General features: G+C 69.8%; 23 protein-coding genes, 3 pseudogenes and 1 riboswitch. All 26 genes and pseudogenes read right to left on the bottom strand.

Annotated features, from left to right (window positions below; genetic code table 11):
• Position 1: 1 nt before the first annotated feature.
• The gene (gene thiS / locus Q1B08_RS14785; RefSeq protein WP_299820418.1) at positions 2–199 is read right to left on the bottom strand and encodes a sulfur carrier protein ThiS; all 198 of its coding nucleotides are present in this window, start codon (positions 197–199) and stop codon (positions 2–4) included.
• Positions 183–1,160, bottom strand: a complete 978-nt coding sequence (locus tag Q1B08_RS14780) for an FAD-dependent oxidoreductase (protein WP_299820415.1) — start codon at positions 1,158–1,160, stop codon at positions 183–185. Before Q1B08_RS14780 ends, thiS begins: the two co-directional genes overlap by 17 nt.
• Positions 1,157–1,960, bottom strand: a complete 804-nt coding sequence (thiD, locus tag Q1B08_RS14775) for a bifunctional hydroxymethylpyrimidine kinase/phosphomethylpyrimidine kinase (protein ID WP_299820412.1) — start codon at positions 1,958–1,960, stop codon at positions 1,157–1,159. The genes Q1B08_RS14780 and thiD overlap by 4 nt, the downstream gene beginning before the upstream one ends.
• A 52-nt stretch (positions 1,961–2,012) precedes the next feature.
• A riboswitch (TPP riboswitch) is annotated at positions 2,013–2,113 on the bottom strand.
• Between the two features lie 180 nt (positions 2,114–2,293).
• Complete coding sequence (locus tag Q1B08_RS14770) at positions 2,294–3,460, bottom strand: mandelate racemase/muconate lactonizing enzyme family protein (protein ID WP_299820409.1); 1,167 nt, start codon at positions 3,458–3,460, stop codon at positions 2,294–2,296.
• A 10-nt stretch (positions 3,461–3,470) separates the two neighbouring features.
• Positions 3,471–4,541 carry a tartrate dehydrogenase gene (locus Q1B08_RS14765; RefSeq protein ID WP_299820406.1) on the bottom strand — a complete coding sequence of 357 codons (1,071 nt, stop codon included), beginning with the start codon at positions 4,539–4,541 and terminating at the stop codon, positions 3,471–3,473.
• 7 nt (positions 4,542–4,548) lie between these two features.
• Positions 4,549–4,862, bottom strand: a pseudogene (locus Q1B08_RS14760) (isocitrate/isopropylmalate family dehydrogenase).
• A gap of 86 nt (positions 4,863–4,948) precedes the next feature.
• Positions 4,949–5,317, bottom strand: a pseudogene (locus tag Q1B08_RS14755) (isocitrate/isopropylmalate family dehydrogenase); the annotation flags it as partial.
• A 380-nt stretch (positions 5,318–5,697) separates the two neighbouring features.
• Positions 5,698–6,000 (bottom strand): annotated as a pseudogene (locus Q1B08_RS14750) (IS5/IS1182 family transposase); the annotation flags it as partial.
• A gap of 296 nt (positions 6,001–6,296) precedes the next feature.
• A complete protein-coding gene (locus Q1B08_RS14745) occupies positions 6,297–7,349 on the bottom strand; it encodes an ornithine cyclodeaminase (protein ID WP_299820403.1) in 1,053 nt (350 codons plus the stop codon).
• Between the two features lie 8 nt (positions 7,350–7,357).
• The gene (locus Q1B08_RS14740; RefSeq protein ID WP_299820400.1) at positions 7,358–7,624 is read right to left on the bottom strand and encodes an arginase family protein; all 267 of its coding nucleotides are present in this window, start codon (positions 7,622–7,624) and stop codon (positions 7,358–7,360) included.
• A 403-nt stretch (positions 7,625–8,027) separates the two neighbouring features.
• A complete protein-coding gene (locus tag Q1B08_RS14735; protein ID WP_299820397.1) occupies positions 8,028–8,933 on the bottom strand; it encodes a LysR family transcriptional regulator in 906 nt (301 codons plus the stop codon).
• Positions 8,934–8,951: 18 nt separating this feature from the next.
• Positions 8,952–9,608 carry an aspartate/glutamate racemase family protein gene (locus Q1B08_RS14730; RefSeq protein ID WP_299820394.1) on the bottom strand — a complete coding sequence of 219 codons (657 nt, stop codon included), beginning with the start codon at positions 9,606–9,608 and terminating at the stop codon, positions 8,952–8,954.
• Positions 9,605–11,059 (bottom strand): dihydropyrimidinase, encoded by a 1,455-nt coding sequence (gene hydA, locus Q1B08_RS14725; RefSeq protein WP_299820391.1) that lies wholly within the window; start codon positions 11,057–11,059, stop codon positions 9,605–9,607. Before hydA ends, Q1B08_RS14730 begins: the two co-directional genes overlap by 4 nt.
• A gap of 154 nt (positions 11,060–11,213) precedes the next feature.
• Positions 11,214–12,146 (bottom strand): dihydrodipicolinate synthase family protein, encoded by a 933-nt coding sequence (locus Q1B08_RS14720; RefSeq protein WP_299820388.1) that lies wholly within the window; start codon positions 12,144–12,146, stop codon positions 11,214–11,216.
• Positions 12,143–12,751, bottom strand: coding sequence for a flavin reductase (locus Q1B08_RS14715; protein ID WP_299820385.1), 609 nt, complete (start codon positions 12,749–12,751; stop codon positions 12,143–12,145). The genes Q1B08_RS14720 and Q1B08_RS14715 overlap by 4 nt, the downstream gene beginning before the upstream one ends.
• Positions 12,748–13,674, bottom strand: coding sequence for an N-carbamoyl-D-amino-acid hydrolase (locus Q1B08_RS14710; RefSeq protein WP_299820383.1), 927 nt, complete (start codon positions 13,672–13,674; stop codon positions 12,748–12,750). The genes Q1B08_RS14715 and Q1B08_RS14710 overlap by 4 nt, the downstream gene beginning before the upstream one ends.
• Positions 13,675–13,689: 15 nt before the next feature.
• Entirely contained in the window at positions 13,690–14,340 is a 651-nt protein-coding gene (locus Q1B08_RS14705) for a hypothetical protein (RefSeq protein WP_299820380.1), read from the bottom strand.
• Positions 14,341–14,760, bottom strand: coding sequence for a hypothetical protein (locus Q1B08_RS14700; protein ID WP_299820377.1), 420 nt, complete (start codon positions 14,758–14,760; stop codon positions 14,341–14,343). It lies immediately after the preceding gene.
• A 79-nt stretch (positions 14,761–14,839) separates the two neighbouring features.
• Positions 14,840–16,390: an acetolactate synthase large subunit gene (locus Q1B08_RS14695; protein WP_299820374.1), complete on the bottom strand. Its 1,551-nt coding sequence runs from the start codon at positions 16,388–16,390 to the stop codon at positions 14,840–14,842.
• On the bottom strand, positions 16,383–17,459 hold the full coding sequence (locus tag Q1B08_RS14690; protein ID WP_299820370.1) for a dipeptide ABC transporter ATP-binding protein: 1,077 nt from the start codon (positions 17,457–17,459) through the stop codon (positions 16,383–16,385). Before Q1B08_RS14690 ends, Q1B08_RS14695 begins: the two co-directional genes overlap by 8 nt.
• Positions 17,456–18,451, bottom strand: coding sequence for an ABC transporter ATP-binding protein (locus tag Q1B08_RS14685; protein ID WP_299820367.1), 996 nt, complete (start codon positions 18,449–18,451; stop codon positions 17,456–17,458). Before Q1B08_RS14685 ends, Q1B08_RS14690 begins: the two co-directional genes overlap by 4 nt.
• Complete coding sequence (locus Q1B08_RS14680) at positions 18,448–19,881, bottom strand: amidohydrolase family protein (RefSeq protein ID WP_299820364.1); 1,434 nt, start codon at positions 19,879–19,881, stop codon at positions 18,448–18,450. Before Q1B08_RS14680 ends, Q1B08_RS14685 begins: the two co-directional genes overlap by 4 nt.
• 64 nt (positions 19,882–19,945) lie before the next feature.
• Positions 19,946–21,514, bottom strand: a complete 1,569-nt coding sequence (locus tag Q1B08_RS14675; protein ID WP_299820361.1) for an ABC transporter substrate-binding protein — start codon at positions 21,512–21,514, stop codon at positions 19,946–19,948.
• 41 nt (positions 21,515–21,555) lie between these two features.
• Complete coding sequence (locus Q1B08_RS14670) at positions 21,556–22,443, bottom strand: ABC transporter permease (RefSeq protein ID WP_299820358.1); 888 nt, start codon at positions 22,441–22,443, stop codon at positions 21,556–21,558.
• The gene (locus tag Q1B08_RS14665) at positions 22,440–23,378 is read right to left on the bottom strand and encodes an ABC transporter permease (RefSeq protein ID WP_299820355.1); all 939 of its coding nucleotides are present in this window, start codon (positions 23,376–23,378) and stop codon (positions 22,440–22,442) included. The genes Q1B08_RS14670 and Q1B08_RS14665 overlap by 4 nt, the downstream gene beginning before the upstream one ends.
• On the bottom strand, positions 23,375–25,024 hold the full coding sequence (locus Q1B08_RS14660; RefSeq protein WP_299820352.1) for an amidohydrolase: 1,650 nt from the start codon (positions 25,022–25,024) through the stop codon (positions 23,375–23,377). Before Q1B08_RS14660 ends, Q1B08_RS14665 begins: the two co-directional genes overlap by 4 nt.
• Positions 25,025–25,060 lie beyond the last annotated feature (36 nt).

Genomic DNA, 25,060 nt, shown 5'->3' with positions numbered 1-25,060 from the left:
CTCAGCCTCCCTGCCGCGGCGCGACGATCTCGACCCGGTCGCCCGGGGACAGCGTCGTCTCCCCGCGCGTCGTCGCCGGCACGAAGTCCTCGTTGAGGGCGGTGGCGACCCTGGCGTCGCCGTAGCCGAGCTCGTCCAGAACCGCGGCGAGCGTCTCCGCCCGCACCTCGGTCGCGGTGCCGTTAACTGTGATCTTCATGCCAAAACTCCGGTCTGGTGCCCTGCAAGGCCGCCTCCGCCGCCCTCCGCGCCAGAGCGGGCGCAAGAAGGAAGCCATGGCGGAAAAGGCCGTTGACGTGGATCGTGTCCCCCCGCCGCACGAGGCGGGGCAGGTTGTCGGGAAAGGCGGGGCGCGCGTCGACGCCGATCTCCACCAGCTCCGCCTCGCCGAAGGCGGGATGCAGCGCATAGGCCGCCGAGAGCAGCTCCAGAACGGAACGGACGCGCCGCGTGCGGTCGTCGCTCTCGATCTGGGTGGCGCCCAGCATGAAGAGCCCGTCCGTCCGCGGGACGACGTAGAGGGGGAAGCGGGGATGGAGCAGCCGGACGGGCCGGTCGAGGCGGATGTCGGCGCTTCGCAGCACCGCCATCTCCCCCTTCACCCCGCGCAGATCCGGCAGGACGTCCCGCGCCGCGAGCCCGCGGCAATCGAAGGTCAACCCGTCGGGACGGCCGCTCCCGGCGACGAAGTCGGCGCCGGCCCGTTCGAGCCGGTCGCGAAGGACGTTCAGCGCCGCGCGCGGATCGAGATGCGCCTCCTCGGGGATGTGCAGGGCGCGGTCGAAGCGGCCGCCCAGATCGGGCTCCAGCGCGGCGAGCCCGGCGGCGTCGAGCCGTTCGTGCCCCGGGACGCGACGGGCGAAGCGGTCGAGTTCCCGCCGGTCGCGGCCGAGCGTCACGACGAGGGTGCCGCGCCGCGCGACCGCCACGCCCTGCCGCGCCCACCAGTCGGCGGCCTCCTGCCCCAACCGGACGACCGGTTCCTCCGCCGTCTCGCCCTCGCAGAAGGGCGCCAGCATTCCGCCGGCCCACCACGAGCAGCCATGCGGTCCGGGCCGGGGCGCGGGATCGAGGATCGTCACCTCGCGGCCCCGCGCAACCAGCTCGGTCGCCACGCAGAGCCCGGCGACGCCGGCCCCGAGGACGGTCGCCCGCGTCACGACCAGAGCTCGTGGAAATGGTGGACGGGCCCGTGGCCGCCGCCGATGCCCAGCCCGTCCGCCGCGCGGATCGCGTCGTGGAGCCAGCCCTGCGCCCGGCGGACCGCCGCCTCGACCTCCGCGCCCCGCGCCAGCTCGGCCGCGATGGCCGAAGACAGGCTGCATCCCGTTCCGTGCGTGTTGCGCGTGGCGAGCCGGGGCCGCTCCATCGCCAGCGTGCCCGACGCCGTGACCAGCCGGTCGATGCAGGTGTCCCCCTCCGCGTGGCCGCCCTTCATCACCACGGCCCCCGCGCCGAGCCCGAGCAGGGCCCGCCCCTGCGCCTCGGTCTCCGCCGCGTCCCGCGCCGGATCGCGGCCCAGCAGGCGCGCCGCTTCGGGAAGGTTCGGGGTCAGCACGGTGGCGCGGGGCACCAGCCGCGCGATCAGCGCCGCCTCGGCTTCCTCCGCGAGAAGGGCGTCGCCCGACTTGGCGACCATGACAGGGTCGAGCACGACCGGGCCCCCGTAGCCTTCGATCGCGTCGGCGACGGCGGCGACGATTTCGCGGGAGGCCAGCATCCCGATCTTTATCGCCCCCGGCTGGATATCCTCCAGCACGGCGCGGATCTGCGCCGCGACCATGGCGGGCGAGACCGCGTCCACGGCGAAGACGCCGCGCGTGTTCTGTGCGGTGATCGCCGTGATCGCGCTGGTGCCGTAGACGCCGAGGGCCGAGAACGTCTTGAGGTCGGCCTGAATGCCGGCCCCTCCGCCGCTGTCGGAGCCCGCGATGGTCAAAGCGGATACGTGTGTCGTCATCGTCTCCCCCACCGAGGAAGGGGGGAGGAAGAAAAGGCCGCCCGGGGGCTGTGCCAGATCGTTCTCCGTTCCCTACGCCGGCATCGCCCGGATCAGGTTCGATGGGTTGGCGTGCGCCTCTCAGTCCCAAACGGGACACCCCAACGGATTTCGCGAACGGTAGCAGCCGTCGGAGGGGTCCACAAGCCGCGCCGTCAGGGGCATTTCCGCCACGGGGAAACAGCGGGGTCGGAGCGCGGGCCTTCAACCGCTTCTCCGGCTCTGCCGGCCTCGATGCTTGAGGGGCTGGGCCCGCCGCCGGGGACGCCCGGGACATAGCGGACGCCGCGCCGTCTACTCGGCGAGGCTCCGCATCACCTCGTAGAGCGCGGACTTTGCCTCGAAGCCGACGCCCGGGATCTGCGGCAGGCCGACATGGCCGTTCTCCACGGCGAGGTCGTCCGCGAAACCGCCGAAGGGCTGGAACACGTCCGGGTAGCTCTCGTTGCCGCCCAGGTGCAGACCCGCCGCGATGTTGAGCGACATCTGGTGGCCGCCATGCGGGACGACGCGGCGGGGCGACCAGCCGAGGTCGGCCATCACGTCGAGCGTGCGAAGGTATTCCACGAGCCCGTAGGACAGCGCGCAATCGAATTGCAGCCAGTCGCGGTCCGGGCGCATGCCGCCGTGCCGCAAGAGGTTGCGCGTGTCCTGGTGCGAGAACAGGTTCTCGCCCGTGGCCATCGGCGCGTCGTAATGGTTCGCGAGCTCCGCCTGCAGCGCGTAGTCCAGCGGATCGCCCGCCTCCTCGTACCAGTAGAGGTCGTAGGGCCGCAGCGCCTCGGCATAGGCGATCGCGGTGTCGAGGTCGAAGCGCCCGTTGGCGTCGACGGCGAGGTTGCGCCCGCTGCCCACGACGTCGATCACCGCCTCGATCCGGGCGATGTCCTCGGCCAACGGGGCGCCGCCGATCTTCATCTTCACCACCTCGTAGCCGCGGTCCAGATAGCCGCGCATCTCGTCCTTGAGCTTGGCGTGGTCCTTGCCGGGGTAATAGTAGCCGCCGGCGGCATAGACCCAGACGCGCGCGTCGGCCACGCCGTCGCGGTAGCGGTCCGCGAGGAGCCGCCAGAGCGGAACGCCCGCGATCTTCGCCACCGCGTCCCAGACCGCCATGTCGATGGTGCCGACCGCGACCGAGCGTTCGCCGTGGCCGCCGGGCTTCTCGTTCGACATCAGGGTCTTCCAGATGGCGAAGGGGTCGAGGTTGTCGTTCGCCTCGTCCACGAGGCTCTGCGGGTCGGCCTCCGCGATGCGGTCGAGGAACCGGTCCCGCATCAGCGCGCCCTGTCCGTAGCGGCCGTTCGAGTTGAAGCCGTAGCCCACCACCCGCTTGCCGTCCCGCACGACGTCGGTGACGACGGCCACGACCGAGCAGGTCATCTTCGAGAAGTCGATATAGGCGTTGGCGATGGGCGAGGCGATCGAGACCGTCTTTTCGCGGATTTCGAGTATCTTCATGTCGCTCTCCTCAGTTCAGCGCGTCCGCGACGGCCTTGCCGCAGGTGACGGTGTCGGCGGTGCCGCCGAGGTCGCGGGTCCGCAGGCCCGGCTCCGTCAGCACGCGCTCGATGGCGGCCACGATGCCCGCGGCGGCCTCCGCGTGGCCCAGATGGTCGAGCATCATGGCGCCGGCCCAGATCTGCCCGATCGGGTTGGCGACGCCCTGTCCCGCGATGTCCGGCGCGGAGCCGTGCACGGGCTCGAACAGCGACGGGAAGCTGTGCTCGGGATTGACGTTCCCCGAGGGCGCGATGCCGATCGTGCCGGTGCAGGCGGGACCGAGATCGCTCAGGATGTCGCCGAAGAGGTTCGAGGCCACGACCACGTCGAACCGGTCCGGATGGAGCACGAAGAGCGCCGTCAGGATGTCGATGTGGTACTTGTCCACCGTGACGTCCGGATAGCTTTCCGCCATCGCGGCGACGCGCTCGTCCCAGTAGGGCATGGTGATCGAGATGCCGTTCGACTTCGTGGCCGAGGTGAGCCGGCCGGACCGCTTCTCCGCGAGGTCGAAGGCGTAGCGCAGGATCCGATCGACCCCGTGCCGCGTCATCACCGTTTCCTGCAGGACGATCTCCCGCTCGGTGCCGGGGAACATGCGCCCGCCGATGGAGGAATATTCCCCTTCGGTGTTCTCCCGCACGATCATCATGTCGATATCGCCCGGTGCGCGGTTGGCCAGGGGCGAGACGACGCCGGGCATGAGCCGCGCGGGGCGCAGGCTCACATACTGGTCGAACTCGCGGCGGAACTGGATCAGCGAGCCCCAGAGCGAAACGTGGTCCGGCACGGTCGCGGGCCAGCCGACGGCGCCGAAGAAGATGGCGTCGTGCCCGCCGATCCGGGCCTTCCAGTCGTCGGGCATCATCTGCCCGTGCGCCTCGTAGTAGTCGCAGCTCGCGAAATCGAACGCGTCGAAGGCGAAGTCGAGGTCGTAGCGCGCGGCGGCGGCCTCCAGCACGCGAAGCCCCTCGGGAATGACTTCCTTGCCGATCCCGTCCCCGGGAATGACGGCGATGCGTTTGCGGTTCTCGGTCATCTGGTCCTCATTCGTTGCGGCCGCGGATCGCGGCGATCACCGCCTCGGTCACGCGGTCGGTGGTGGCGTCGCCGCCAAGGTCGGGCGTATGCAGATTCGGGTCGGCCGTCACCATCTCCTCCGCGTCCATCAGCCGCCGGGCGGCCTCGGACTCGCCCACATGCTCGAGCGGCATCGAGGCGGACCAGAACGTGCCCACGGGGTTGGCGATGCCGCGCCCCGTGATGTCGGGGCGGAGCCGTGGATCGGCTCGAACATCGAGGGTGTGGTCCCCTTCGGATTGAGATTCGCGGTCGGCGCGATGCCGATGGAGCCGGCCAACGCGGCGGCCGGGTCGGACAGGAGATGTCGGCGTGGAGGTTTGCGGCCACGATGGCGTCGAGCGAGCCGGGATTCTTCGTCATCCGCACCGTCATCGCATAGACCAGCATCCTGTCCCAGGTCACGTCCGGGAAGTCCTTCGCGACCTCGGCGGCGACCTCGTCCCAGAGCACCATGCCGTAGTGCTGCGCGTTCGACTTGGTCACCACGGTGAGAGGCTTGCGCGGCCGCGACCGTGCGAGCGCGAAGGCGTGGCGCGTGATGCGCTCGACGCCGGTGCGGGTGAAGATCGGGACTTCGGTGGCGGTCTCGTGGCGCTGGGCGCGATGGCTGCGCCCGCCCTGGCCGGCATATTCCCCCGCGGGGTTTTCCCGCACGATCACCCGGTCCAGATCCCCGGGACCAACCCCTGCGAGCGGGCTTTGGATGCCCGGCAGGATCCGTGTGGGACGCACGTTGGCGTATTGGTCGAGCGGCTGGCAGATGGCGAGGCGCAGGCCCCAGAGCGTCAGGTGGTCCGGCACGTCCGGCGCGCGCCGACGGCGCCGAAGAAGATCGCGTCGAACGCCCGGAGCCGCTCCACGCCGTCCTCGGGCTTGAAGGCGCTTTCCCGCAGGTACCGCTCGGACCCCCAGTCGAAGAGAGGGCGGGTGTTCTTTCCCTCGACGGCTAGCCGGTCTCGGAACGCGAATGGTCAGGGCCTGTTCCGAGTGTTGAAATTCTCGCCGCCAGGGAGTCGAGCGTAACCATCGCGAACTTCCGCACTAATAACCTTATTTATGTTAAAGCAGAAGTTTTGATAATGGTGGTTTTGTTGCGCAATGGGTTGAATGACTTATCCTGCGGTCTCTGTGACAGGGATGCCGAGGACGGTGTATCTGTTCACCACGGCAGCGCGTATCTTGAGTTCGGCGACCTGACGATCGAAGTCGTGTGCCATGAGGCTCTGCCCCAGCATCACGCAGTGCACCTTCGTCTCAGCGTGGCTTCAGCGGTGGTAGCCGCGCCACTTCCGCCAGACGGCGCGTCCAAGGTATTTCGAAGCGGGGAGCGCTTGGTTCCGGTCGATTGCGCCAGCAGTCGAAGGCTTTCACGGCCCGGCGTTCTCGCGGGGAGGGATGACGGCGTGCGCGCCTTTCGGTCTCGGGTTCTGACAAAGGCGAGACACTAGGGCTGAGACCGTCGAATACACTGCCAAGAGATCGCCATGTCTGCCTCGACAGCTTCTATACGCTCGAAATTTCAGCGCTTGAGGGCCGGCTGGTCTGCACCGAATGCTTGGCCGCGCGGGGGCTGTTCTTCGCGAACACTTGCCCCCAATCAGGTCTTCACCGAGTTCTCGGTCAACAACGACTTTGACGGCTTCCAAGACTTCGACGCGGTGCAGATCGCCGGGGTGAACGTACGGCAAGAGATCGACGCCCACGAGAAAACTTATGTCGTTGCCCGATTCAACATGCCGAACAAATCCCGTGGATCGTCGGGATCCGCGATGATGTCGAGATTCTGATAAAGGTCGGTATCGTCCAGCCGGTCGCGGACGTAGCGCAGGGCGGAGAAGTCCTCGACGGCGAAGCCCACGCCGTCGAAGAGGGTGATCTGCTGGTCCGACGTGCGGCCCGGCGCCGTGCCGCTCAACACCTTCCACATCTCCGTCACCGGGAAATCCTGCGGCATCTGCTGGAGCTCGCCTTCGATCCGTGTCTGAGGCGTATATTCGACGAACACGGCCGACCGACCAAGGATGTCGCGGTGCAGTTCAGTCTTGCCGGGGCAATCGCCGCCGATCGCGTTGATGTGGACGCCCGCGCCCACCATGTTGTCGGTCAGGATCGTGGCATATTGCTTGTCGGCGGTGCAGGTGGTGATGATCTGCGCGCCCTCGATCGCCTCCTCGGGGCTGGCGCAGGGTTCGAGCACGAAGCCGCGGTTCGAGAGGTTGCGCACCAGCTTGTCGGTCGCCTTGCTGTCGATGTCGTAAAGGCGCAGCCGCTCGACCCCGCAAGCCGCGCGCATGGCGAGCGCCTGAAACTCGGACTGCGCGCCGTTTCCGATCATCGCCATGGTCCGCGCGTCTTTCGGCGCGAGCGCCTTGGCGACCATCGCGGAGGTTGCGGCCGTCCTGAGCGCGGTCAGGATGGTCATCTCCGACAGCAGCACCGGATACCCGGTGTCGACACGTGCCAGCAGCCCGAACGCGGTGACGGTCTGCAACCCCTCGCGGGTGTTCTTGGGGTGGCCGTTGACATACTTGAACCCGTAAACCTCGCCGTCCGAGGTCGGCATCAGCTCGATCACGCCTTCGGCCGAATGGCTGGCCAGGCGCGGCGTCTTGTCGAAGAGATCCCAGCGGCGGAAATCCTCCTCGATATAGCGGATGAGATCGGCCAGCACGGTCTCGACGCCGATATGGTGAATGAGCTTCATCATGTTCTCGACGCTGACGAAGCGGATGAAGGCGAGTTCGGACGGCAGGGGGGCGGGCATGGGCGGTCTCACGAATGGCTGTATGCGGGGCGGACGAAAGCGCGGCGACCCGAGGGCGGGGCGGCCGGATCGACCATCGACGACGCGGCGCGGCCTTGGTCTTCGAGTAACGGATTTGGTCCAACAAAGTCCAGCAAGGTGACGACGCCACTGTCATGGACCTTTTCCATGACCGGATGCGCCCCCCGAAAGGTGGCCTCGCCGGGGAGCGTGATGCCGACGGCGGGGGCAGTGGCGAGATCCAGGGAATCGGCATCGAGCGAGACGCGCAGCAAGCCAGCCGCCGACACCGGACATGCCCCGTGGAGCGATGGTTTTGGCCACGGCCGAACCGCGCACCATAAGATCACCCGTTGAAATGGACCAGGATGGTATGGAGAAAGGCCAAGGGCGGGACGATCCGGCGCATCCAGATCGAACAGGCGTGTCCGCGAGCCATCGCCGCCTCGACGTCGCCCCCGGGCGTATCCGCGATGGCGCTGCGCAGGAGCTCGGTCGTGCAGGCGGCGGTGTTGAGCGCGAGGGCGATCCGCGCGCACAGCCCAGCTCAAGCGAGGACGGGATCTCAGGGCCAGCTCCGGCGAACCGCCCCGAACGAACAGGCCCGTATCGTAGCAAACCGAAAGCCAAGGGGGCGGCTTTTCGTCGTCGTGGTTCCGAACAACAAGGAACCTGCGCCTACCCGGCGAGTGTGTCGAGGATGGCGGCGCGGAAGTCCTCGGCGACCCGGCTCAGCTTGTGGCCCTCGCGAGTGATCAGGCAGGCCGGGATCGAGATCGGAGGGCCGAACGGGCGATGCGTCAGCTGGGTGTTGGGCAGAAAGGACGCCGTGTAGCTGTCTACGACGGCGACGCCGTTGCAGGCATCGGCCAGGACCGCCGCCGTGTGGCAGTAGCGGACTTCCGCCTGCGGCAGGTAGGGTGCGCCGGCCCGCTCGAAGGCCGTCTGCACGGCGAGGCCCAGATGCGAATCCCGGTCGAGCCCGATCAACGCATGGGCGTCCAGATCACGCGGCCCGACCACGGCATGGGCGCAGAGCGGATGGTCGCGGCGCATCACCGCGACCATCCGGTCGATGCACAGCACCTCGACCGACACGCCCGGATAGCTCTCGAGGCCGAGACAGAGGCCGACCTCGGCGGAGCCGAAGGCGATCTCCTCGATCACGTATTGCATGCGCCGCACGTCGTACTGCACTTGCAGGCCCGGGCGTGCCCGCATCAGCGTCGAGAAGGCGCGCGGCACGATCGTGTGGCCCAGCGGCGGTGTCGCCATGATGCGCAGCTTTCCGACGGCGCCGCTGCGCAGGTCGCGGACGCGGGCCTCGACGCTTCGCAGCTGATCGAACAGGGGCGCCACCTCGCGGAACAGGCTCATCGCGGCCTCGGTCGGGATCATGCGCTGGCGCTCCCGCCCGAAGAGGGCGAAGCCGACCTGCGCCTCGAGCTGCCGGATCGCGTTGGAGACCGAGGGCTGCGAGATGCCCAGCTCGGCGGCGGCGGCGACGGTCGTCTCGTGGATCATCAACGTGCCGAAGACCTCCAGCAAACGCAGGGACAGGTCGTTTCGGCGCGCGATCTTCATGCGGCCGTGATAGCCTGTCTAGAGGCGCGCCGCCAGAAGCGCCCCCATCGCCTGGGCCACGGCGGCCTGGGTCGGGTCGATCACCGGAAGGCCCAGTTCGCCCTCGAGCGGCGCACGGTGGGCCGCCATGCCCGCGCAGCCCAGCACCAGCGCCCCGGCCCCGTCGGAGATCAGGTCGGCCCCGACCGCCTTCAAGCGATCGAAGGTGCCGCGGCCGCGCGCGGTCTCGTCCACGCTCATGTTCAGCGCCCGCTCGCCCGCCACGCGGGCGGCGATGCCCATGCGTCGCATGTAAAGCCTGTGGCGATGCTCCGACGCCGACGAGATGCCGATGATTCCGATCCGGTCGGCCCGCGCGAGCGCCGCCAGGACGCCGCTCTCCTGAATGCCGAAGACCGGCACCGGCGCGACCGACCGGCAGGCGTCGATCCCGGGATCGGAGTAGCAGGCGATGACGAAGGCGGCCGCGTCGTCCCGATCCCGCACCATCCGGGCCAGCGGCAGGACGACCGCATCGGAATCGAGCTGGCTCTCGATACCGAACGGCCCCTCCCGCAGGGTCACGCAGTCGATTCCCGGTCCGCCCTCGAGCCGGAAGGGCGCCAGCGCACGGTCCAGGCCGTCGGTGACGGCCTGGTTGGAGTTCGGGTTGATGACGACGATCCGATCCCTCACGGCACGATCCGGGCGCCGAAATTGGTGGCCGGGTCCAGTTCCGGCACGCGGGTGCCGGGATGGCCGGTCAGGTCGATCTTCTCGCGCGCGACATAGCGCCCGTGACCGGGCTCGACGGCCAGCGCCCCGTCCGCGATCACACGGGTGCCGCGGCAGAGCACGGTGGTGGGCCAGCCCGTCACCTCCCGGCCGTCGAAGGGCGTGTAGTCCATGTTGTCGTGCTGCATCTCCGCGGTGACGATGCGCGTCTCCTCCGGATCCCAGATGGCGATGTCGGCATCCATGCCGATGGCGAGGCTGCCCTTGGCCTTCAACCCGTAGAGCCGCGCGGCGTTGGTGGCCGACAGCGCCACGAATTGCTGGAGCGTGATGCGGCCCTTGCGCACGCCCTCCGAGAACAGCATCGGCAGACGCATCCCGATTCCGGGCATCCCGTTGGCGATCTGCTTGAAGCTGGCCTCGGGGCCGTGGGCGAGCTTGCCGGTCGCGTCGAACCGGTAGGGCGCGTGGTCCGAGGAGAAGACGCTGAACGTGCCCGCCTGAAGATGCCGCCAGAGCGCCGCCTGCGTGGCCTCGTCGCGAAGGGGGGGCGAGCACATGAACTTGGCCCCCTCCATCCCCGGACGATCCAGATCGTCGCGGCTGAGGAACAGGTATTGGGTGCAGGTCTCGCCGAAGACCTTCGCGCCGTCGCGGCGGGCATCGGCGACGAGGGTCGCGCCCTCGGGTGTGGAGACGTGCACGATCAGAAGCGGCGCATCGACCAGCCGGGCCAGCGCGATGGCGCGGTTGATCGCCTCGGCCTCCGCGATCGCGGGATGGCTCACGGCGTGGTAGCGGGGCTGGCTGTGGCCCGCCGCCAGAAGCCGCTCGGTCATCCACGCGATCATGCCGGAATTCTCGGCGTGGACCATGGTGAGCGCGCCGTAGTCCCGGGCGACCGTCAGGATGTCGAGGAACTGCCGGTCGTCGATCCGCATCAGGTCGTAGGTCATGAAGACCTTGAACGACGTGACGCCCCGCGCGAAGGCGGCCGGCAGCTCTTCGGAAAGGACGGTCGGGGTCGGGTCGGCGACGATCAGGTGGTAGCCGTAGTCGATCACCGAGGTGCCGGAGGCGCGGCTGTCGTAGAGGTCCAGCGTCTCGGTCACGCCCATGCCGCGATGCTGCGCGGCGAAGGGGACGAAGCAGGAATTGCCCCCGAACGCCGCGCTGATCGAGCCGGAGGTGTAGTCGTCCGAGGTCATGCCGCCGGTCGCGGATTCCTGGGCGATATGGCAATGCGCCTCGATCCCGCCGGGCAGGACCAGCTTGCCCGCGGCGTCGATCGTGTCGCGCCCCTCCAGCCCGTGGCCCAGGGCGGCGATGCGGCCGTCGGTGATGCCGATATCCGCCGCGAACGTGTCGGTCGCGGTGGCGAGCGTGCCGCCGGTTATGGTCAGGTCGAACATGCCGCGCCTCCCCGGACCGCATGGATGGCGTCGCCGGACGTCTCGAGCGTCCCGCGGCCCGGACGTCGCGGGCGCGCCGCCTCCGCTGCCGCTTGGGCGCGGACACGGTCTGACCCCTGAAACGACGCCCGCTTGCCCATCGGTTTCGTATCCATCAGTCAAGCTCCCCCAATCGTTTCTCCAGCCGGGCGATCAGCCGCGTCAGCTCCTCGTGGTCGCGCTTCGACATCGACGGCCCGGGGGCGCGCACTCGGGCGGAGGCCAGCACGCCGCGGCGCCGCAGCACCTCCTTGCGGATGGCGAGCCCGAGGCCCAGCTGCTGCTCGTAGCGGACGAGCGGCAGGTAGGCGTCGAACAGATCCTCCGCCCCGTCCACGTCGCCGGCGCGGTGGCGGGCGACGACCTGCACCAGCATCTCGGGATAGGCGAAGCCGGTCATCGCCCCGTCGGCCCCGCGCTGCATCTCCTGCGGCAGGAACAGCGCCGAGTTGCCCGTCAGGATCGACAGGCGCGGCACGTCGCCGGTGCCGGTCTCCGCGCGCACCCGGCTGAGCTTGCCGAGGCCGGGCCAGTCCTCGTGCTTGAGCATGACGATCTGCGGGTAGTCGACGGTCAGGCCGACGATCGTCTCGACCGAGACCTGCACGCCGGTCGTCTGCGGGTAGTCCTGAAAGCAAATCGGTGCGTCGCCGAGCGCCGCGCAGACCTGCGCCATGTAGCCTCTTAGCTTGGCCTCGGTCGCGAGGCCCGGCTGGGGCGCGACCATCAGGCCCCCGGCCCCGGCGGCCATCACCGACCGGCCCAGCCGCGCCATGTTGTCGAGCCCGGCGGCCGAAACGCCGACGATGACGGGCACCCGCCCGGCGACGCGGTCGAGCACGTGGCGGGCGAAGCGCTCCGCCTCGTCCCCGGCCATCTTGGGCGCCTCGCCCATGATGCCGAGGATGGTCATGCCGTCCACGCCGCATTCCAGATAGAAGTCCACCATCCGGTCGGTGCTGTCGAGATCCAGCGCGCCGTCCTCGGCAAAGGGGGTGGCGGCGATGATGTAGACGCCGCTGGTGTCGCGGTCGATGCGTGCGGTCACGTTGTGTCTCCCTGATCTGGCGTTGGCGGAATCCGACAGGGGTCGGGTTCCACGATCCGTGCGTAGCGGTCGGCGAGGAATCCGGCGACCGGCATGTTGCCCGCCCGGTCGACACGCATCCGGTCCGGGTCGACCGACCCGTCGCGGAGGGCCGGCGCGACCGCCGCCCCGACCGAAAGCTCGCGCTCCCGCGAGAAGTCGAGGCCGACCAGCCGGCGGCGCTCGATCGCCAGTGGCGCTGCGACCCGCCGGGAGGGGGCCGTCTCGAGACCGAGCGCCGCGGCCCCGGACATGCTCGCGGGATAGGCGGACGCGGTCGCCACCATGTCGCCGCGCGGTTCCCCGGTCGCGAGGTTCGCGACGAACTCGCCCGTCCGGCGGATGTTGGCCATGGTGTCCTGCGGCCCGGCGCCCGCGCGATGTCCGAGGCGCGCGACGATCAACGCAGGGCCGGGCCCGAAGACGTTGAAGAACGAAAACGGCGCCGCGTTGACCGGCCCATCCGGGTTGCAGGTCGTGATCCACGCCACGGGCCGGGGGATCGCCGGCGCCGTCAGCAGCTTGTCGCGCGGCGCCGGCGCGTCGAGGTCCGGCGCGAGCGTCATTCGGGATGGACCACGCCGGTCTGCGAGGTGATGCGCCCGTAATGCTCCGTCCGGCGGTGGCGGGCGAAATCGAAGATCGTGGTCTTGCCGAAGGTGCAGCGGTCCATGTCGCAGGCATGCACGATCAGCTCGTCCCCCTCCCCTTCGGCGCGGGCGACGACATAGCCGTTCGGGTCGACGATGATCGACCCCGCCATCAGGGGATGCCCGTCCTCCTCGCCCGCCTTGGCCACGCCGACGACCCAGGTGGCGTTCTGATAGGCCCCCGCGGTCATCGACAGCTCCGAATGATAAAGCCGCTGCTCCAGCCCCTCGGCGCCGTTCTGGCTGTTCACCGAGGGCGTGTTGTAGCCCAGCACGATCAGCTCCACGCCCTGCAGGCCCATCTCCCGGTAGACCTCGGGCCAGCGTCGGTCGTTGCAGATGCACATCCCCATCCAGGCGTCGAGGTTGCGCCAGACCGGAAAGCCCAGATCGCCCGGCTCGAAGTAGCGCTTCTCGAGGTGCTGGAAGGCACGGTCGGCGTCGTATTCGGAATGGCCCGGCAGATGGACCTTGCGATAGGTGCCGACGATCCGGGCCGCCCGGTCGGTGAGGATCGAGGTGTTGAAGTGCCGGTCCTCGGGCGTCCGCTCGGCATAGCCGAAGCTGATCGCGATGCCGAGCGCGCGGGCCCGGTCGAACAGCGGCCGGGTGGCGTCGCCCGGCATCTCGGTCTCGAACCAGGCGTCGATCTCCGCTTGCTCCTCCATCCAGTGACGGGGGAAGAAGGTCGTCAGCGCGAGCTCCGGATAGACCACCATCCCGCAGCCCTCCTTCGCCGCCCGCTCCAGCAGCGCGAGCATCCGCTCGACCACGGCGGCGCGGCTGTCGGCCCGCTGAATGGGGCCGAGCTGCGCCCCTCCCACGACGATCTCTCGCATAGGTCCGGTTCCTCCTCAGGTGGCGATGCGACGCTCGGACCGGGCGATCGGACGGATCGCCGGCCAGAGCGGCGCGAGATGGATCCCCGCCGCGAGCACGAGCGGCGAGACGTTGTCGCTCAGCGAGCGCACGAGGCCGGCGGCGTGCGGCATCCCGCCCGGCGAGACGCCCGAGGCGAGGGAGATCGGCTTCGCGATTCCCACCCCGTTCGACATCGGGTCGGGCAGCGCGTCGCGTGCCGCCTGCGTCGAGGTCACGTGAAGAAGCGCCACGCCAGTGTCCGGGCCGGAGGAGCACGCCGCCTCCCGTTGGCCATGCGGGGTGATGCCAGACCGGACGATCTCCCCGGCGAACGCGCCAGGCGCGACGAACAGCACCGTCGGGGCCGAAAGGACGACATCGACAATCGGAAGCTCGAAGAACACCAGAAGGATCGGTACGACCGGCGGCAGCACCCGAAACACGGACGCATGGACCACGACCACCGTCTCGACCGGGTGCAACCGGTCGGATCCGCGGTAGGCGGGCGCCGTGCCGACCCCCGCGCCGCAGACTACGATCAGGAGCAAGAGGATCACCGGGATCAGCGCCCCCGCCGGGATGTTCGGGGCATATTCTGCGGCGATGCGCGGGTTGAAAGGTGTGCCGGGGAAGGCCTCCATCACTCACCCGATCTGCTCCCGAAAGGTTCGCGTACACGCCTCTCGCGGGGGCGTGCCGATCCGGCATCGGAATTGGTGCCGTAGCCCTCGACCGTCCAGCCGATCCCCGGAGCGGACGCCCGCGCGCGGGAAACGGTCGACCAAGCCCTCGTTGACCGCGATGCTCCGGTCCGCGAGCCCACGCGGCATTTCCACCGGCTCGGTTTCGGCCGCGACGAACCGGAAGCCCTCGAAGCGCAGGAGGTTCGCCGCCCGCGCCCCGGTCATGGGCGCGACGGCGAAATCGCAGGTGCCCGCGGCGGGATCCGGCAGGATGCCGGAGGACCGGGTGGCAACGATCTCCATCCCGGTGCCGACGCGCGCGCCGATCCTGGTAGGCAGATCGACGACGACGCCCTCCACCTCGTCCGACAGCGTCGTCATGGCATGGGGTGCGGCGGCGGCGCGAGCGACAGGGCGGCGGTCCGGAACATGTCTGTCTCTCCTTGCTGGTGGGGGGCGCCTACATGGCCGCCTCGATCAGATACGGGCCGGGTTCCGCCATGGCGGCGGCGATGGCATGTTGCAGCTCGACGGCATCCTCGACGCGGCGGCCGGGCACGCCCATGCCGCGGGCCAGCGCGACGAAATCGAGATCGGGCCGGTCGAGGTTCAGCATGTCGAGGGCGGAGCGTCCGGGATTGGCCCCCACGGCGGTCAGCTCGGCCTTGAGGATCTGGTAGCTGCGATTGGCGAGGATCACCGTCGTGACGTTGGCCCTCTCGCGTGCCTGGCTCCACAGCCCCTGGATGGTGTACATCGCCGAGCCGTCCGCCTGCAGGGAAAGGACCGGCCGGTCCGGGCAGGCCACCGCCGCGCCGAGCGCCATGGGGATGCCGTCGCCGATGGCCCCGCCGGTGAGCGAGATCCAGGAATGCGGCGCGGCGCCCTCGGTCGCCCCCCAGAGCGCGCGGCCGCCGGTCAGGCTCTCGTCGCAGATGATCGCCCCCCCGGGCAGCGCGTGGGCCACGGCGGCCGCCAGCGCCTCCGGCGTGATCGGGCCGGGGGCGGGAGGCGCCGGCCGCGTCGTCTCGGGAATGACGGGATCGGCGCCGACATGGTCCGCCAGCGCGGCCACCGCCGCCGGCCCGTCGCCGTCGCGGCCCGCGAGCGTGACGGTCTCGCAGCCTTCGGGCAGCAGCAGACTCGGCCGGCCGGGATAGGCGAAGAAGGCCACGGGCGGCACCGTCTCGATCAGCACGGCGCGGCGGAAGGGCCGCAGCGCGTCGAGCGCCTGGTCGATCGGATAGGGAACCTTCGAGATCCCGGCCCGCCCTGCCCCGCGCTCGATCCGCCGGTTGGAGGTCGGCGCGCGCAAGCTGGCCCCCGTCGCCGCGCAGATGCCGTTGAGCCGCGCCAGCGCGTCCGGCGATTCGAGCACCCCTCCGCCGACCAGGATCACCGTGTCGGGTCCCAGCATCCCGGCGGCGCGCGCGACGACGCCCTCCTCCAGCGCGGCGAAGGCCGGTGCGGCGGGCGGCGGGGCCAGCACGCCCCCTGCCTCCCAGCCGATATCGGCGGGCGCGATCAGGGTGGCGACCTTGCCCGGCCGCGAAAGCGCCGCCGCCAGCGCGGCCATCGCGTCGGCGGCGAAGCTGTCCGGCCCCGTCGCCGTGCGCACCCAGTCCGAAAAGGGCGCCGCCGCCCCTTCCACATCCGCCGTCAGGGGCGCGTCGTAGCCGCGATGCCGCAGCGCGTGGTCCCCGACCAGGTTGACCATCGGCGTCTGGGCCTTGCGCGCGTTGTGCATGTTGGCCCCGGCATTGGCCAGTCCGGGCGCGAGGTGCAGAAGCGTCACCGCCGGCATCCCCGCCATGCGCGCATAGCCGTCGGCGGCGCCCGTCGCCACGCCCTCGAACAGGCACAGCACGCAGCGCATCAGGCCGGTCCGGTCCAGCGCGTCCACGAACTGCATCTCCGACGTCCCGGGATTGGCGAAGCACACGTTCACCCCGGCCGCGTGCAGCGACCGCACCACGCTCTCGGCGCCGTTCATCTCGGGTGTCTCAGGCATGGGCTGCATCCTCCGCTGTGTTGTCCCGTGCGGCCTGCAGCACGGCGAGGCGCTTGCGCAAGGCGTCGGATCGCGTTCGCTCGACCGCCGGGCTCCGGTCCGGGGCGCGTTCGGCGAAGTGGCATGCCACCTCCGACCCGCCGACCCGGCGCAGCTCCGGCCGGTCGATGCGGCAGCGGGCCTCGGCCATGGGACAGCGGGGATGGAAGGCACAGCCAGGCGGCGGCGCGAGCGCCGAAGGCAGGTCGCCCGCCACCTGCTGGCGATCGACCGGCGCGTCCGGGTCCGGCCGCGGCGCCGCGGCGATAAGAGAGCGGGTATAGGGATGGCGCGGGGCGGCGAAGAGATCGGATGCCGCGGCCAGCTCGACCACCCGGCCCAGATAGACCACCGCCACCCGCGCCGCCATGTGACGCACCACGGCAAGGTCGTGGCTGATGAAAACGTAGGCGATGCCGAACTCCGCCTGCAGGTCCTGCAACAGATTGACGATCTGCGCCTGCACCGAGACGTCCAGCGCCGAGACCGGCTCGTCGCAGACGATCACCCGGGGGCGCGTGGCGAGCGCCCGCGCGATGCCGACCCGCTGCCGCTGCCCGCCGGAGAACTCGTGCGGGAACCGCCCGGCATGCCAGGGCTGCAAGCCGCAGGTTTCGAGAAGCTCGGCGACCTTTGCATCGACGTCGTCGGGACCGGCGAGGCCGTGCAGGCGCAGCGGCTCGGCCAGGGTCTCGGCTACGCTCATGCGTGGATTGAGCGAGCCGTAGGGATCCTGGAAGATGATCTGCATCCGCTTGCGCATGTCACGCAGGCCACGCGCGTCGAGCGCCATCACATCCTCCCCGTCGAGCGAGACCGCGCCGGAGGTGGGCTCGATCAAGCGCAGGAGGCTGCGCCCGATGGTGGACTTTCCGCAGCCCGACTCGCCCACGATGGCGAGGGTCTCGCCCTCGGCCAGATCGAAGCTCACATCGGTGACGGCCTGGACCGTCCCCACCACCCGCCGCAGCATGCCGCGACGAACCGGGAAATGCTTGGTCAGGCCCCGGACCCGCAGCACCGGGCTCATGCCGCCGCCTCGATCGGCGCGCGCCAGCAGGCGACGCCGTGGCCGGGGCTGAGGTCGCGCAGCGGCGGATCCTCGGCGCGGCACTGATCCGTCGCCAGCGGACAGCGCGAGGCGAAGCGGCAGCCCGCGATCCGGGCCCAGGGCGGCGGCACCGTGCCGGGGATGGTCTCGAGCCGTCCGACGGCCGCGTCGATGCGGGGCACGGCCGCCATCAGGCCGATCGTGTAGGGATGCTGTGGATCGGCGAAGAGCGCGGCGACCGGCGCCCGCTCCACGATGCGGCCGGCATACATCACCACCACGTCCTCGCAGGTCTGCGCCACGACGCCGAGGTCGTGGGTGACCAGAAGGACGGCGGCGCCGGTCCGCCGGCGCAGGTCGCCCATCAGGTCGAGGATCTGCGCCTGGATCGTCACGTCGAGCGCCGTCGTCGGCTCGTCCGCGATCAGGAGGTCGGGATCGTTCGCCAGCGCCAGCGCGATCATCACCCTTTGTCGCTGCCCGCCGGAGAGCTGGTGCGGGTAGTCGTCGACCCGGCTCGCCGGTGAGGGCAGGCCCACGAGGTCGAGAAGCTCCACCGCCCGGGCACGTGCCGCGGCGGCGTCGAGGCCGGATTGCTGCCTGAGGCTCTCGATGATCTGGTCGCCGCAGGTATAGACCGGGTTGAGCGAGGTCATCGGCTCCTGGAAGATCATGCCGATCCGCCCGCCGCGCAGGCGCCGCATCTCGCGCTCGGGCAGTTCGAGCAGCTCCTGCCCATCGAAGCGGATCGACCCGCCCGCGTAGCGGCCGGGGGGCTGGGGCAGAAGGCGCATGATCGCGAGCGACGTCACCGACTTGCCGCAGCCCGACTCGCCCACCACGCCCAGCGTGCGGCCGCGATGCAGGGTGAAGCTGACGCCCTGCACGGCGCGTTGCGCATGGCCGTCGATGCGGAACTCGACCTCGAGATCCCTGACCTCCAGCAGCGGGGCGTCGCCGGGCGCGCTCATGCGGCGGGATAGACCATCGGGGAGACTTCGTCGTGGCGACGCCCCGCATAGTCGAGCCCCTGGAATGCCGCCTCCGCGCGGCGCTGCGCCGCCTCCAGTCGCGCCAAAGCGTCGGGAAGGTCGAAGGCCGGAACCTCGCCGTCGACGACCACGTGGCGCCCGTCCACGAAGACGTCGCGCACCGCGCGTTCGGCGGCGACGTAGATCAGCGAGCGCAGCGGGTCGCGCACCGGCATCATCGCCGGGTCGGCGATGTCCGCCAGGAACAGATCGGCCTTGGCCCCGGGTGCCAGCCGCCCGATGTCGTCGCGCCCGAGGATCGACGCGCCGCCCAGCGTGGCCGCGTCGAAAATGTCGGAGGTGCGCAGGTCGTAGGGGTTCTTCGAGACGACGCGGCTCAGATAGAGAGCGTTGCGCAGCTCCTCGAGCATGTTGTGCGGATAGGTGTCGGTCCCGATCCCCACCGGGATGCCGCCCCGGATGTAGCGGCCCACGGTGTTCATGGTGATGCCGCGCCGCTGGAACACGGTGGGGCAATGCGCGATCGCCGCGCCCGAACGCTGGAGCAGGCCGAAATCGTCGGCCTCGGGCCAGAAGACATGGCCGTAATCGTTGAGGAAGATGCCGTGGCCGATGATCGCGCCGGGCTTCAGCACCCCGAGCCCGTCCAGCCACTCGAAGGGCGTCACGCCGTGGCGGCGGGTGATCTCCTGGAACTCGACGACCGATTGCGCGGCGTGGATCTGGAAGGGCAGCCCCCGCTCCTGCGCCAGCGCGAAGCTGTCGGCGATGAGCTCGGCCGTGCAGGTGTCGATCTGGCTGGGGCAGATCATGCCCGACAGCCGCCCCGACGGGTGGGCGATGGCCGCATCGACCGTGGCGACGGCTTCGTCCATCGCGGCGCGCCCGCCATCCGCGCTCCATTCGTACTCCACGACATGGCCGTTCCGCGTGCCCCAGGCGGCGGAGCGGTACATCGGGCCGACGACCCCGCGCAGACCGGAGGCCGCGAACGTGTCGATCCAGCCGTCCCAGGCGACCGAGAGGTCGACGAGGGTCGTGACGCCGGAGCGGAGGAGTTCCGAATAGGTGACCTCGACGCAGGCGCGGCGTCCCTCGTCGTCGGGCCGGAACAGCGGCATGAACTCGTAGAGCGACGACATGCCCAGCCGCGGCGAGCCCAGCTCGTCCAGCATCCCCTTGTTCATCGCCTCCGAGGAGGGATGCGAATGGATGTTGACGAGGCCCGGCGAGACCAGCCGGCCGCGCCCGTCGATTTCGGTCGCGACGGGGCCGTCATAGGGACCGCCGACATGAACGATGCGGTCGTCGTCGAAAGCGACGTCCCCGTCGCGCAGATAGGTGTGACCTCCGCGCGCGGCATCGTGGGCGACGATCCAGGCGGCGTTTCGGATGACGGTGACGGGCATGGTTTTCCTGCTTCGGGTCGGAGGAAGAGTCCGGCCGCCGCCTGGCGCGGCGGCCGGGTCGGGATCACTCGGCGAACTTCAGGTCGAGGCCCTTGTAGAGACCGGCGCCGTAGATGTTGTGCGGCGTCACCGTCTCCAGTTCGGTGGACTGCGCGATCACCATCGGCTCGTGATAGAGCGGCAGCCAGAGCGCTGCGTCGTGCACGATCTTCAGTACCTGAGCGTAGCTGTCGGCCCGCGTCTCGTCCGTGATCGCCGTCGCGCCGGCCAGCAGCAATTCGTCGGTCCTGGCGTCGTTCCAGTTCATCCGGTTCGGCGTGGGCATGTTCTCGCTGCGGAAGTAGAGGTTCAGCGCATCGCCGGAGGACACGTAGGGATAGGACATCCCGAACATGTCGAATTCCTGCGTGGCGAGCTTGCCCCAGGCGACCGTCGCGTCGAAGGCCTGGATCTGCATGTCGACCCCGATCTCGCGCAGATAGGCCTGCACCGCCTCGGAGAGCTTGGCCCAGCCGGAGCCAGCGAAGACATAGGCCGTCGGCGCCAGCCGCACGCCGTCCTTCGCGCGGACGCCGTCGTCGCCGCGCGCCCATCCGGCCTCGTCGAGGATGCGGTTGGCCTCCTCGGGGTCGAACTTCAGCAGCGTGTCGTCGAGCGACGCGTCCCAGTCGAGCGCCTCCTGGCTGACATAGGAATAGGCCGGCTGCACGACACCGAAGAACAGATCCTCGGCCATCGCCTCCTGGTTGACGGCAAGGTTGATCGCGCGGCGCACCGCCGGGTCCGACACGGTCTCCTTGTCGATCTTGAAGCCCATGAAATAGGTCCAGAAGGCCAGATCGGACTGCACCACCTCGACATTGGGCGCCCCTTTCAGCTGCTCCAGCGCGATATAGGGGACGTACTGACTGATTTCGCTCTGGCCGGTCAGGACGGCGACCGTCCGGGTGTTCTCCTCTGGGACGATCTGCCAGGTGATCCGCTCCATCGAGGCGGGACCCTGGTTGTCGTGGAACGGCGCCCCCCAGGTATAGGCGTCGTGACGCTCGATGATCATCTTGTCGCGCGGCGTCCATTCGACCCAGCAGAACGGCCCGGTGCCGTTGAACCCGGTGACGCCGAAATCGTCGCCGAGCGCTTCGACATTCGCCTGGTCGACAATGGTGCCGAAGCTCTGGGTCAGCTGGTAGAGCAGCTCCGAGAAGGGGGCGGAGAGTTTGTATTCGACGGTATAGTCGTCCGTGGCCGTCACGCTCTCGACATCGCCGGCCCGCCAGGCGACGGGCGAGGACGTGTCGGGATCGATCCAGCGCTCCACCGAATAGACCACGTCCTCGGCCGTCATCGGTTTGCCGTCGCAGAACTGCACGTCCTCGCGCAGCTTGAAGGTGTAGAGGGTGCCGTCCTCGCTGACCTCCCAGCTCTCGGCAAGGCCGGGCTCGACGGTCAGCATGTCCGGGGCCAGCGAGACGAGTGTGTCGCCGATCATGAACAGCACTTCGGACGCCGCGCGTGACGTGGTCTTGTGCGGGTCGTAGTTGTTGCTGTCGACCTCGCGGACGATCGTGATCTCCTGCGCCTGGGCGAGCCCGGCGCCGAGGAGCATCGCCCCGGTGGCAAGTAGGATCTTCATGGCGGTTCCTTTTCCTGTCGGCGTGGTTTCGGTCCGGTCGTTCAACCCCGCAATCGCGGGTCGAGCACATCGCGCAGCGCGTCGCCCAGCACGTTCGCCGTCAGCACGATGAGGAAGATCAGCACCGAGGGGATGACCGCGATATGCGGCGCGAAGAGCAGGAAATCGCGGCCCTGCGCCGCCATCATGCCAAGCTCCGCCACGGGCGGACGGGCGCCGAGGCCAAGGTACGACAGCGCCGCCCCGATCAGGATGACCTGTCCGAAGCGCAGCGAGATGAAGATCATGATCGAGGAGATCGCGTTGCGCAGCAGGTAGCGCGTGAACAGGGCGGCGTCGGACAGGCCGACCGCGCGGCCCGCCTCGATGTATTCCTGCTTCATGACGCTCACGGCGATGGAGCGCGCGATGCGCGCGCAGTCGGGAACGGTGGCGATGGCCAGCGCGACGATCACCGGCCATGCCCCCGGCCCCATCACCGCGACCAGCGCGAGGCCCAGCAGGATCGCCGGGAAGGACAGCATCACGTCGACGACACGCATCACGTAGGGGTCGATCGCGGACTTGAAGGCCGCCATCAGCCCCAGGATCGAACCGAGGACGCCACCCAGCCCCACCGACAGCACGCCGATCAGCAAGGTCAGCCGCGTGCCGTAGAGCGACCGGGACAGCATATCCCGTCCCTGTCCGTCCGTGCCCAGCGGATGCGCCCAGCTTCCCGTGTCGGTCCAGACCGGCGGCTGCATGACGCTGCGCGAGCTGGCGAAGGGATCATGCGGCGCGATCAGCGGGGCCGCGACGGCCGAGAGCACCACCAGCGCGAGGAACACCGCCGAGGTCAGCGCGAGCGGATCGGACAGGAGCCGCCGCCACCACGCCCGGCCCGGTGCCGGCCCGTCGGCCGGAGGGGCGTCGGCGGCGGCGCTCATGCCTGCACCCGCGGGTCGAGCAGTGCGTAGAGGATGTCCACGATCATGTTGATGAGGATAAAGGCCAGCGCCAGGATCAGGATCGCCCCCTGCGCCAGCGGGAAGTCCGAGCTCAGGATCGCGCCCACGGCCAGCCGGCCAAGGCCGGGATAGGAGAAGATGCTCTCGGTCACGACGGCCCCGCCCAGCAGGTAGCCGGCCTGCAGGCCCACCAGCGTCACCACCGGGATCAACGCGTTGCGCAGCCCGTGCCGCAGGATCACCCGCCGCTCGCTCAGGCCCTTCGCCCGGGCGGTGCGGACATGATCGAGCTTGAGGACCTCCAGCACCGAGGACCGGGTCATCCGCGCCACCGGGCCGATGAAGATCGCGCCCAGCGACAGAGCCGGCAGCGCGACGTGGCGCAGCCCCTCCAGCGTCCAGAGCGGGCCGCCGCGGCCGATGAAGGGTAGAAGCTGCCAGTGCACGCCCACGAGCTGGATCAGGATCAGGCAGATGAAGAAGATCGGCAGCGACACGCCCGCCACCGAGATCGCCATGATGATCCGGTCGATCAGCCGGCCGCGATGGACGGCGGCCAACGTGCCCATGGCGATGCCCAGCGGAATCGACCAGATCAGGCAGGCCAGCATCAGCTCGGCGGTCGGCCCGATCGCGGCGGCGAGCTCGGAGACGACCGTCTTGTTGGAGATCAGCGAGCGGCCAAGGTCGCCCTGCAACACCCGGCCCAGATAGCTTGCGAACTGTATCAGGACGGGACGGTCGAGGCCCATATCCGCGCGGATGGCGTCGACGATCTCGGGCGTGGCCATCGGTCCGGCCAGCACGATCGCCGGATCTCCGGGCACGAGGATCAGAAGAAAGAACCCGAGAAGCAGCACCCCGAAGAGCACCGGAATGGACACCAGGAGCCGGTTGGCGACCTGCGTCATCATGCGGAGGCGCCCTCCCGCTCGTACACGATCTCGCCGCCCAGCACCGTCAGGTCGCAGCGCGTGGACAGGATGTCGTCGGGTGCGCAGGCGAGGATGTCGGTGTCGAACACGGCGATGTCGGCGAGCTGTCCGCGGACCAGCCGCCCCTTGATCCCCTCCTCGTGCGCCGCATAGGCCGAGGCGTAGGTATAGGCGTGCAGCGCCTCCTCGGGGGTCAGACGGTGGTCGGGGCCGATCTCCGTGCCCCGGTCCGTCTTGCGGGTGACCATGGCATAGATGTTGGCGAAGGGGTCGATCTCCACCACCGGACAATCGGTGGAGGCGGACGGGTCGAGCCCCGCATCGATCCAGGTCCGCATCGGATGGCTTTCATGGACCCGCTCCGCCTCCAGCACGTCGAGGTAGAGGTCGCCGAAATAATAAAGGAACGCCGGCTGCGGCGCGGGCAGCACGTGCATCCGGGCCATCCGCTCCATCTGGTCGGGGCGCAGCCAGCCGCAATGCTCGATCCGGTGGCGGCGGTCGGGGTCGGGCGCCTCGGCCAGCGCGGCCTCGTAGGCGTCGAGCACCTGCTCGATGGCGGCGTCGCCGATGGCGTGGATGGCGAAGCGGAAGCCCTCGCGGTGGCCCTCGCGCACCATCGCCAGCAGCTCGTCGTCGCGCAGGCAGAGCAAGCCGCGCTCCTCCCCACCCTTGTAGGGCCGGGTCATGGCGGCGGTCTTGCCGCCGGCCGAGCCGTCGGTGAAGATCTTGACCGGCCCGATGCGGAACCGGTCGTCGCCGGCGCCCGACAGCATCCCCGCCGCCCGCGCCTGCGGCAGAACCGTGCGGCCCTTGTCGCCCATCAGCACGGCATAGACCCGGACCGGCAACCGTCCGGTGCGATGCGCGGTCTGATAGGCCAGCATCTCGGTCCAGCCGTCCCGGATGCCCACCGCCGCCTCCATCACCGATGTCAGGCCGCGCGACAGGCAGTCCCGCCCGCCCCGCTCGATCGAATCCACCAGATCCGCGACCGTCGCGTCGGGCAGCACGGCCATCACCGGCTCCCGCGCCGTTTCCGCGAGCAGGCCGGTCAGGCGCCCGTTCTCGCGCCCGATCAGGCCGCCCTGCGGGGCCGGCGTCTCCTCGTCGATCCCGGCCAGCTCCAGCGCCTTCGTGTTGGCGACCGCGAGGTGGCCGCAGGTGCGCACGATGTAGACCGGATGGTCGGGCGCCGCCGCGTCGAGCTCCTCCCGGTAGGGGTGGCGCCCGACATCGAGCTTGAAGTGGTCGTAGCCGCGCCCGATCACCCACCCGCCCTGCGGCGTCCGCGCGGCCTGCTCGCGCACGGCGCCGAGCAGCGCCTCGAGCGTCGGCGCGGCGGAGGTCCGCAGATCGACCTCGGCCATGGAGGTGCCGTAGGGCAGCAGGTGCATGTGCGCGTCGTTCAGCCCCGGCGTGGCCAGCCGCCCCGCCAGCTCCACGACACAGGTGTCCGGCCCGATCAGCGGCGCGATCTCCTCAGCCGTGCCGGTGGCCAAGACCCGCCCCCCGAAGGTTGCGACCGCCTCGCAGAGCGGCAGGCCCTTTCCACACCAGACCTTGCCGCCAGTCAGGACCAGATCCGCCCGAACCGCGCCATTCTCCGTCGTTCCGTCCGTCACGTCGCCCCCCTCGCACCGTCCGAGACCTCGGTGCCG

Origin of the sequence: uncultured Jannaschia sp., assembly GCF_947494025.1 — a bacterium.
GTDB lineage: Bacteria > Pseudomonadota > Alphaproteobacteria > Rhodobacterales > Rhodobacteraceae > Jannaschia.
Note: the sequence above shows the minus strand (reverse complement) of the source record. Positions and strands in the feature narration are given on the sequence as shown.

Coding starts and splice junctions, on each gene's coding strand:
- Q1B08_RS14695 (WP_299820374.1), bottom strand. CDS start 16,390: ATGCCTGAGACACCCGAGATGAACGGCGCCGAGAGCGTGGTGCGGTCG.
- hydA (WP_299820391.1), bottom strand. CDS start 11,059: ATGTTCGACCTGACCATAACCGGCGGCACGCTCGCCACCGCGACCGAC.
- Q1B08_RS14675 (WP_299820361.1), bottom strand. CDS start 21,514: ATGAAGATCCTACTTGCCACCGGGGCGATGCTCCTCGGCGCCGGGCTC.
- Q1B08_RS14680 (WP_299820364.1), bottom strand. CDS start 19,881: ATGCCCGTCACCGTCATCCGAAACGCCGCCTGGATCGTCGCCCACGAT.
- thiS (WP_299820418.1), bottom strand. CDS start 199: ATGAAGATCACAGTTAACGGCACCGCGACCGAGGTGCGGGCGGAGACG.
- Q1B08_RS14665 (WP_299820355.1), bottom strand. CDS start 23,378: ATGATGACGCAGGTCGCCAACCGGCTCCTGGTGTCCATTCCGGTGCTC.
- Q1B08_RS14715 (WP_299820385.1), bottom strand. CDS start 12,751: ATGACGCTCGCGCCGGACCTCGACGCGCCGGCGCCGCGCGACAAGCTG.
- Q1B08_RS14685 (WP_299820367.1), bottom strand. CDS start 18,451: ATGAGCGCGCCCGGCGACGCCCCGCTGCTGGAGGTCAGGGATCTCGAG.
- Q1B08_RS14765 (WP_299820406.1), bottom strand. CDS start 4,541: ATGACCGAGAACCGCAAACGCATCGCCGTCATTCCCGGGGACGGGATC.
- thiD (WP_299820412.1), bottom strand. CDS start 1,960: ATGACGACACACGTATCCGCTTTGACCATCGCGGGCTCCGACAGCGGC.
- Q1B08_RS14690 (WP_299820370.1), bottom strand. CDS start 17,459: ATGAGCCCGGTGCTGCGGGTCCGGGGCCTGACCAAGCATTTCCCGGTT.
- Q1B08_RS14735 (WP_299820397.1), bottom strand. CDS start 8,933: ATGAAGATCGCGCGCCGAAACGACCTGTCCCTGCGTTTGCTGGAGGTC.
- Q1B08_RS14700 (WP_299820377.1), bottom strand. CDS start 14,760: ATGACGACGCTGTCGGACGAGGTGGAGGGCGTCGTCGTCGATCTGCCT.
- Q1B08_RS14745 (WP_299820403.1), bottom strand. CDS start 7,349: ATGCCCGCCCCCCTGCCGTCCGAACTCGCCTTCATCCGCTTCGTCAGC.
- Q1B08_RS14710 (WP_299820383.1), bottom strand. CDS start 13,674: ATGCGAGAGATCGTCGTGGGAGGGGCGCAGCTCGGCCCCATTCAGCGG.
- Q1B08_RS14770 (WP_299820409.1), bottom strand. CDS start 3,460: ATGAAGATACTCGAAATCCGCGAAAAGACGGTCTCGATCGCCTCGCCC.
- Q1B08_RS14670 (WP_299820358.1), bottom strand. CDS start 22,443: ATGAGCGCCGCCGCCGACGCCCCTCCGGCCGACGGGCCGGCACCGGGC.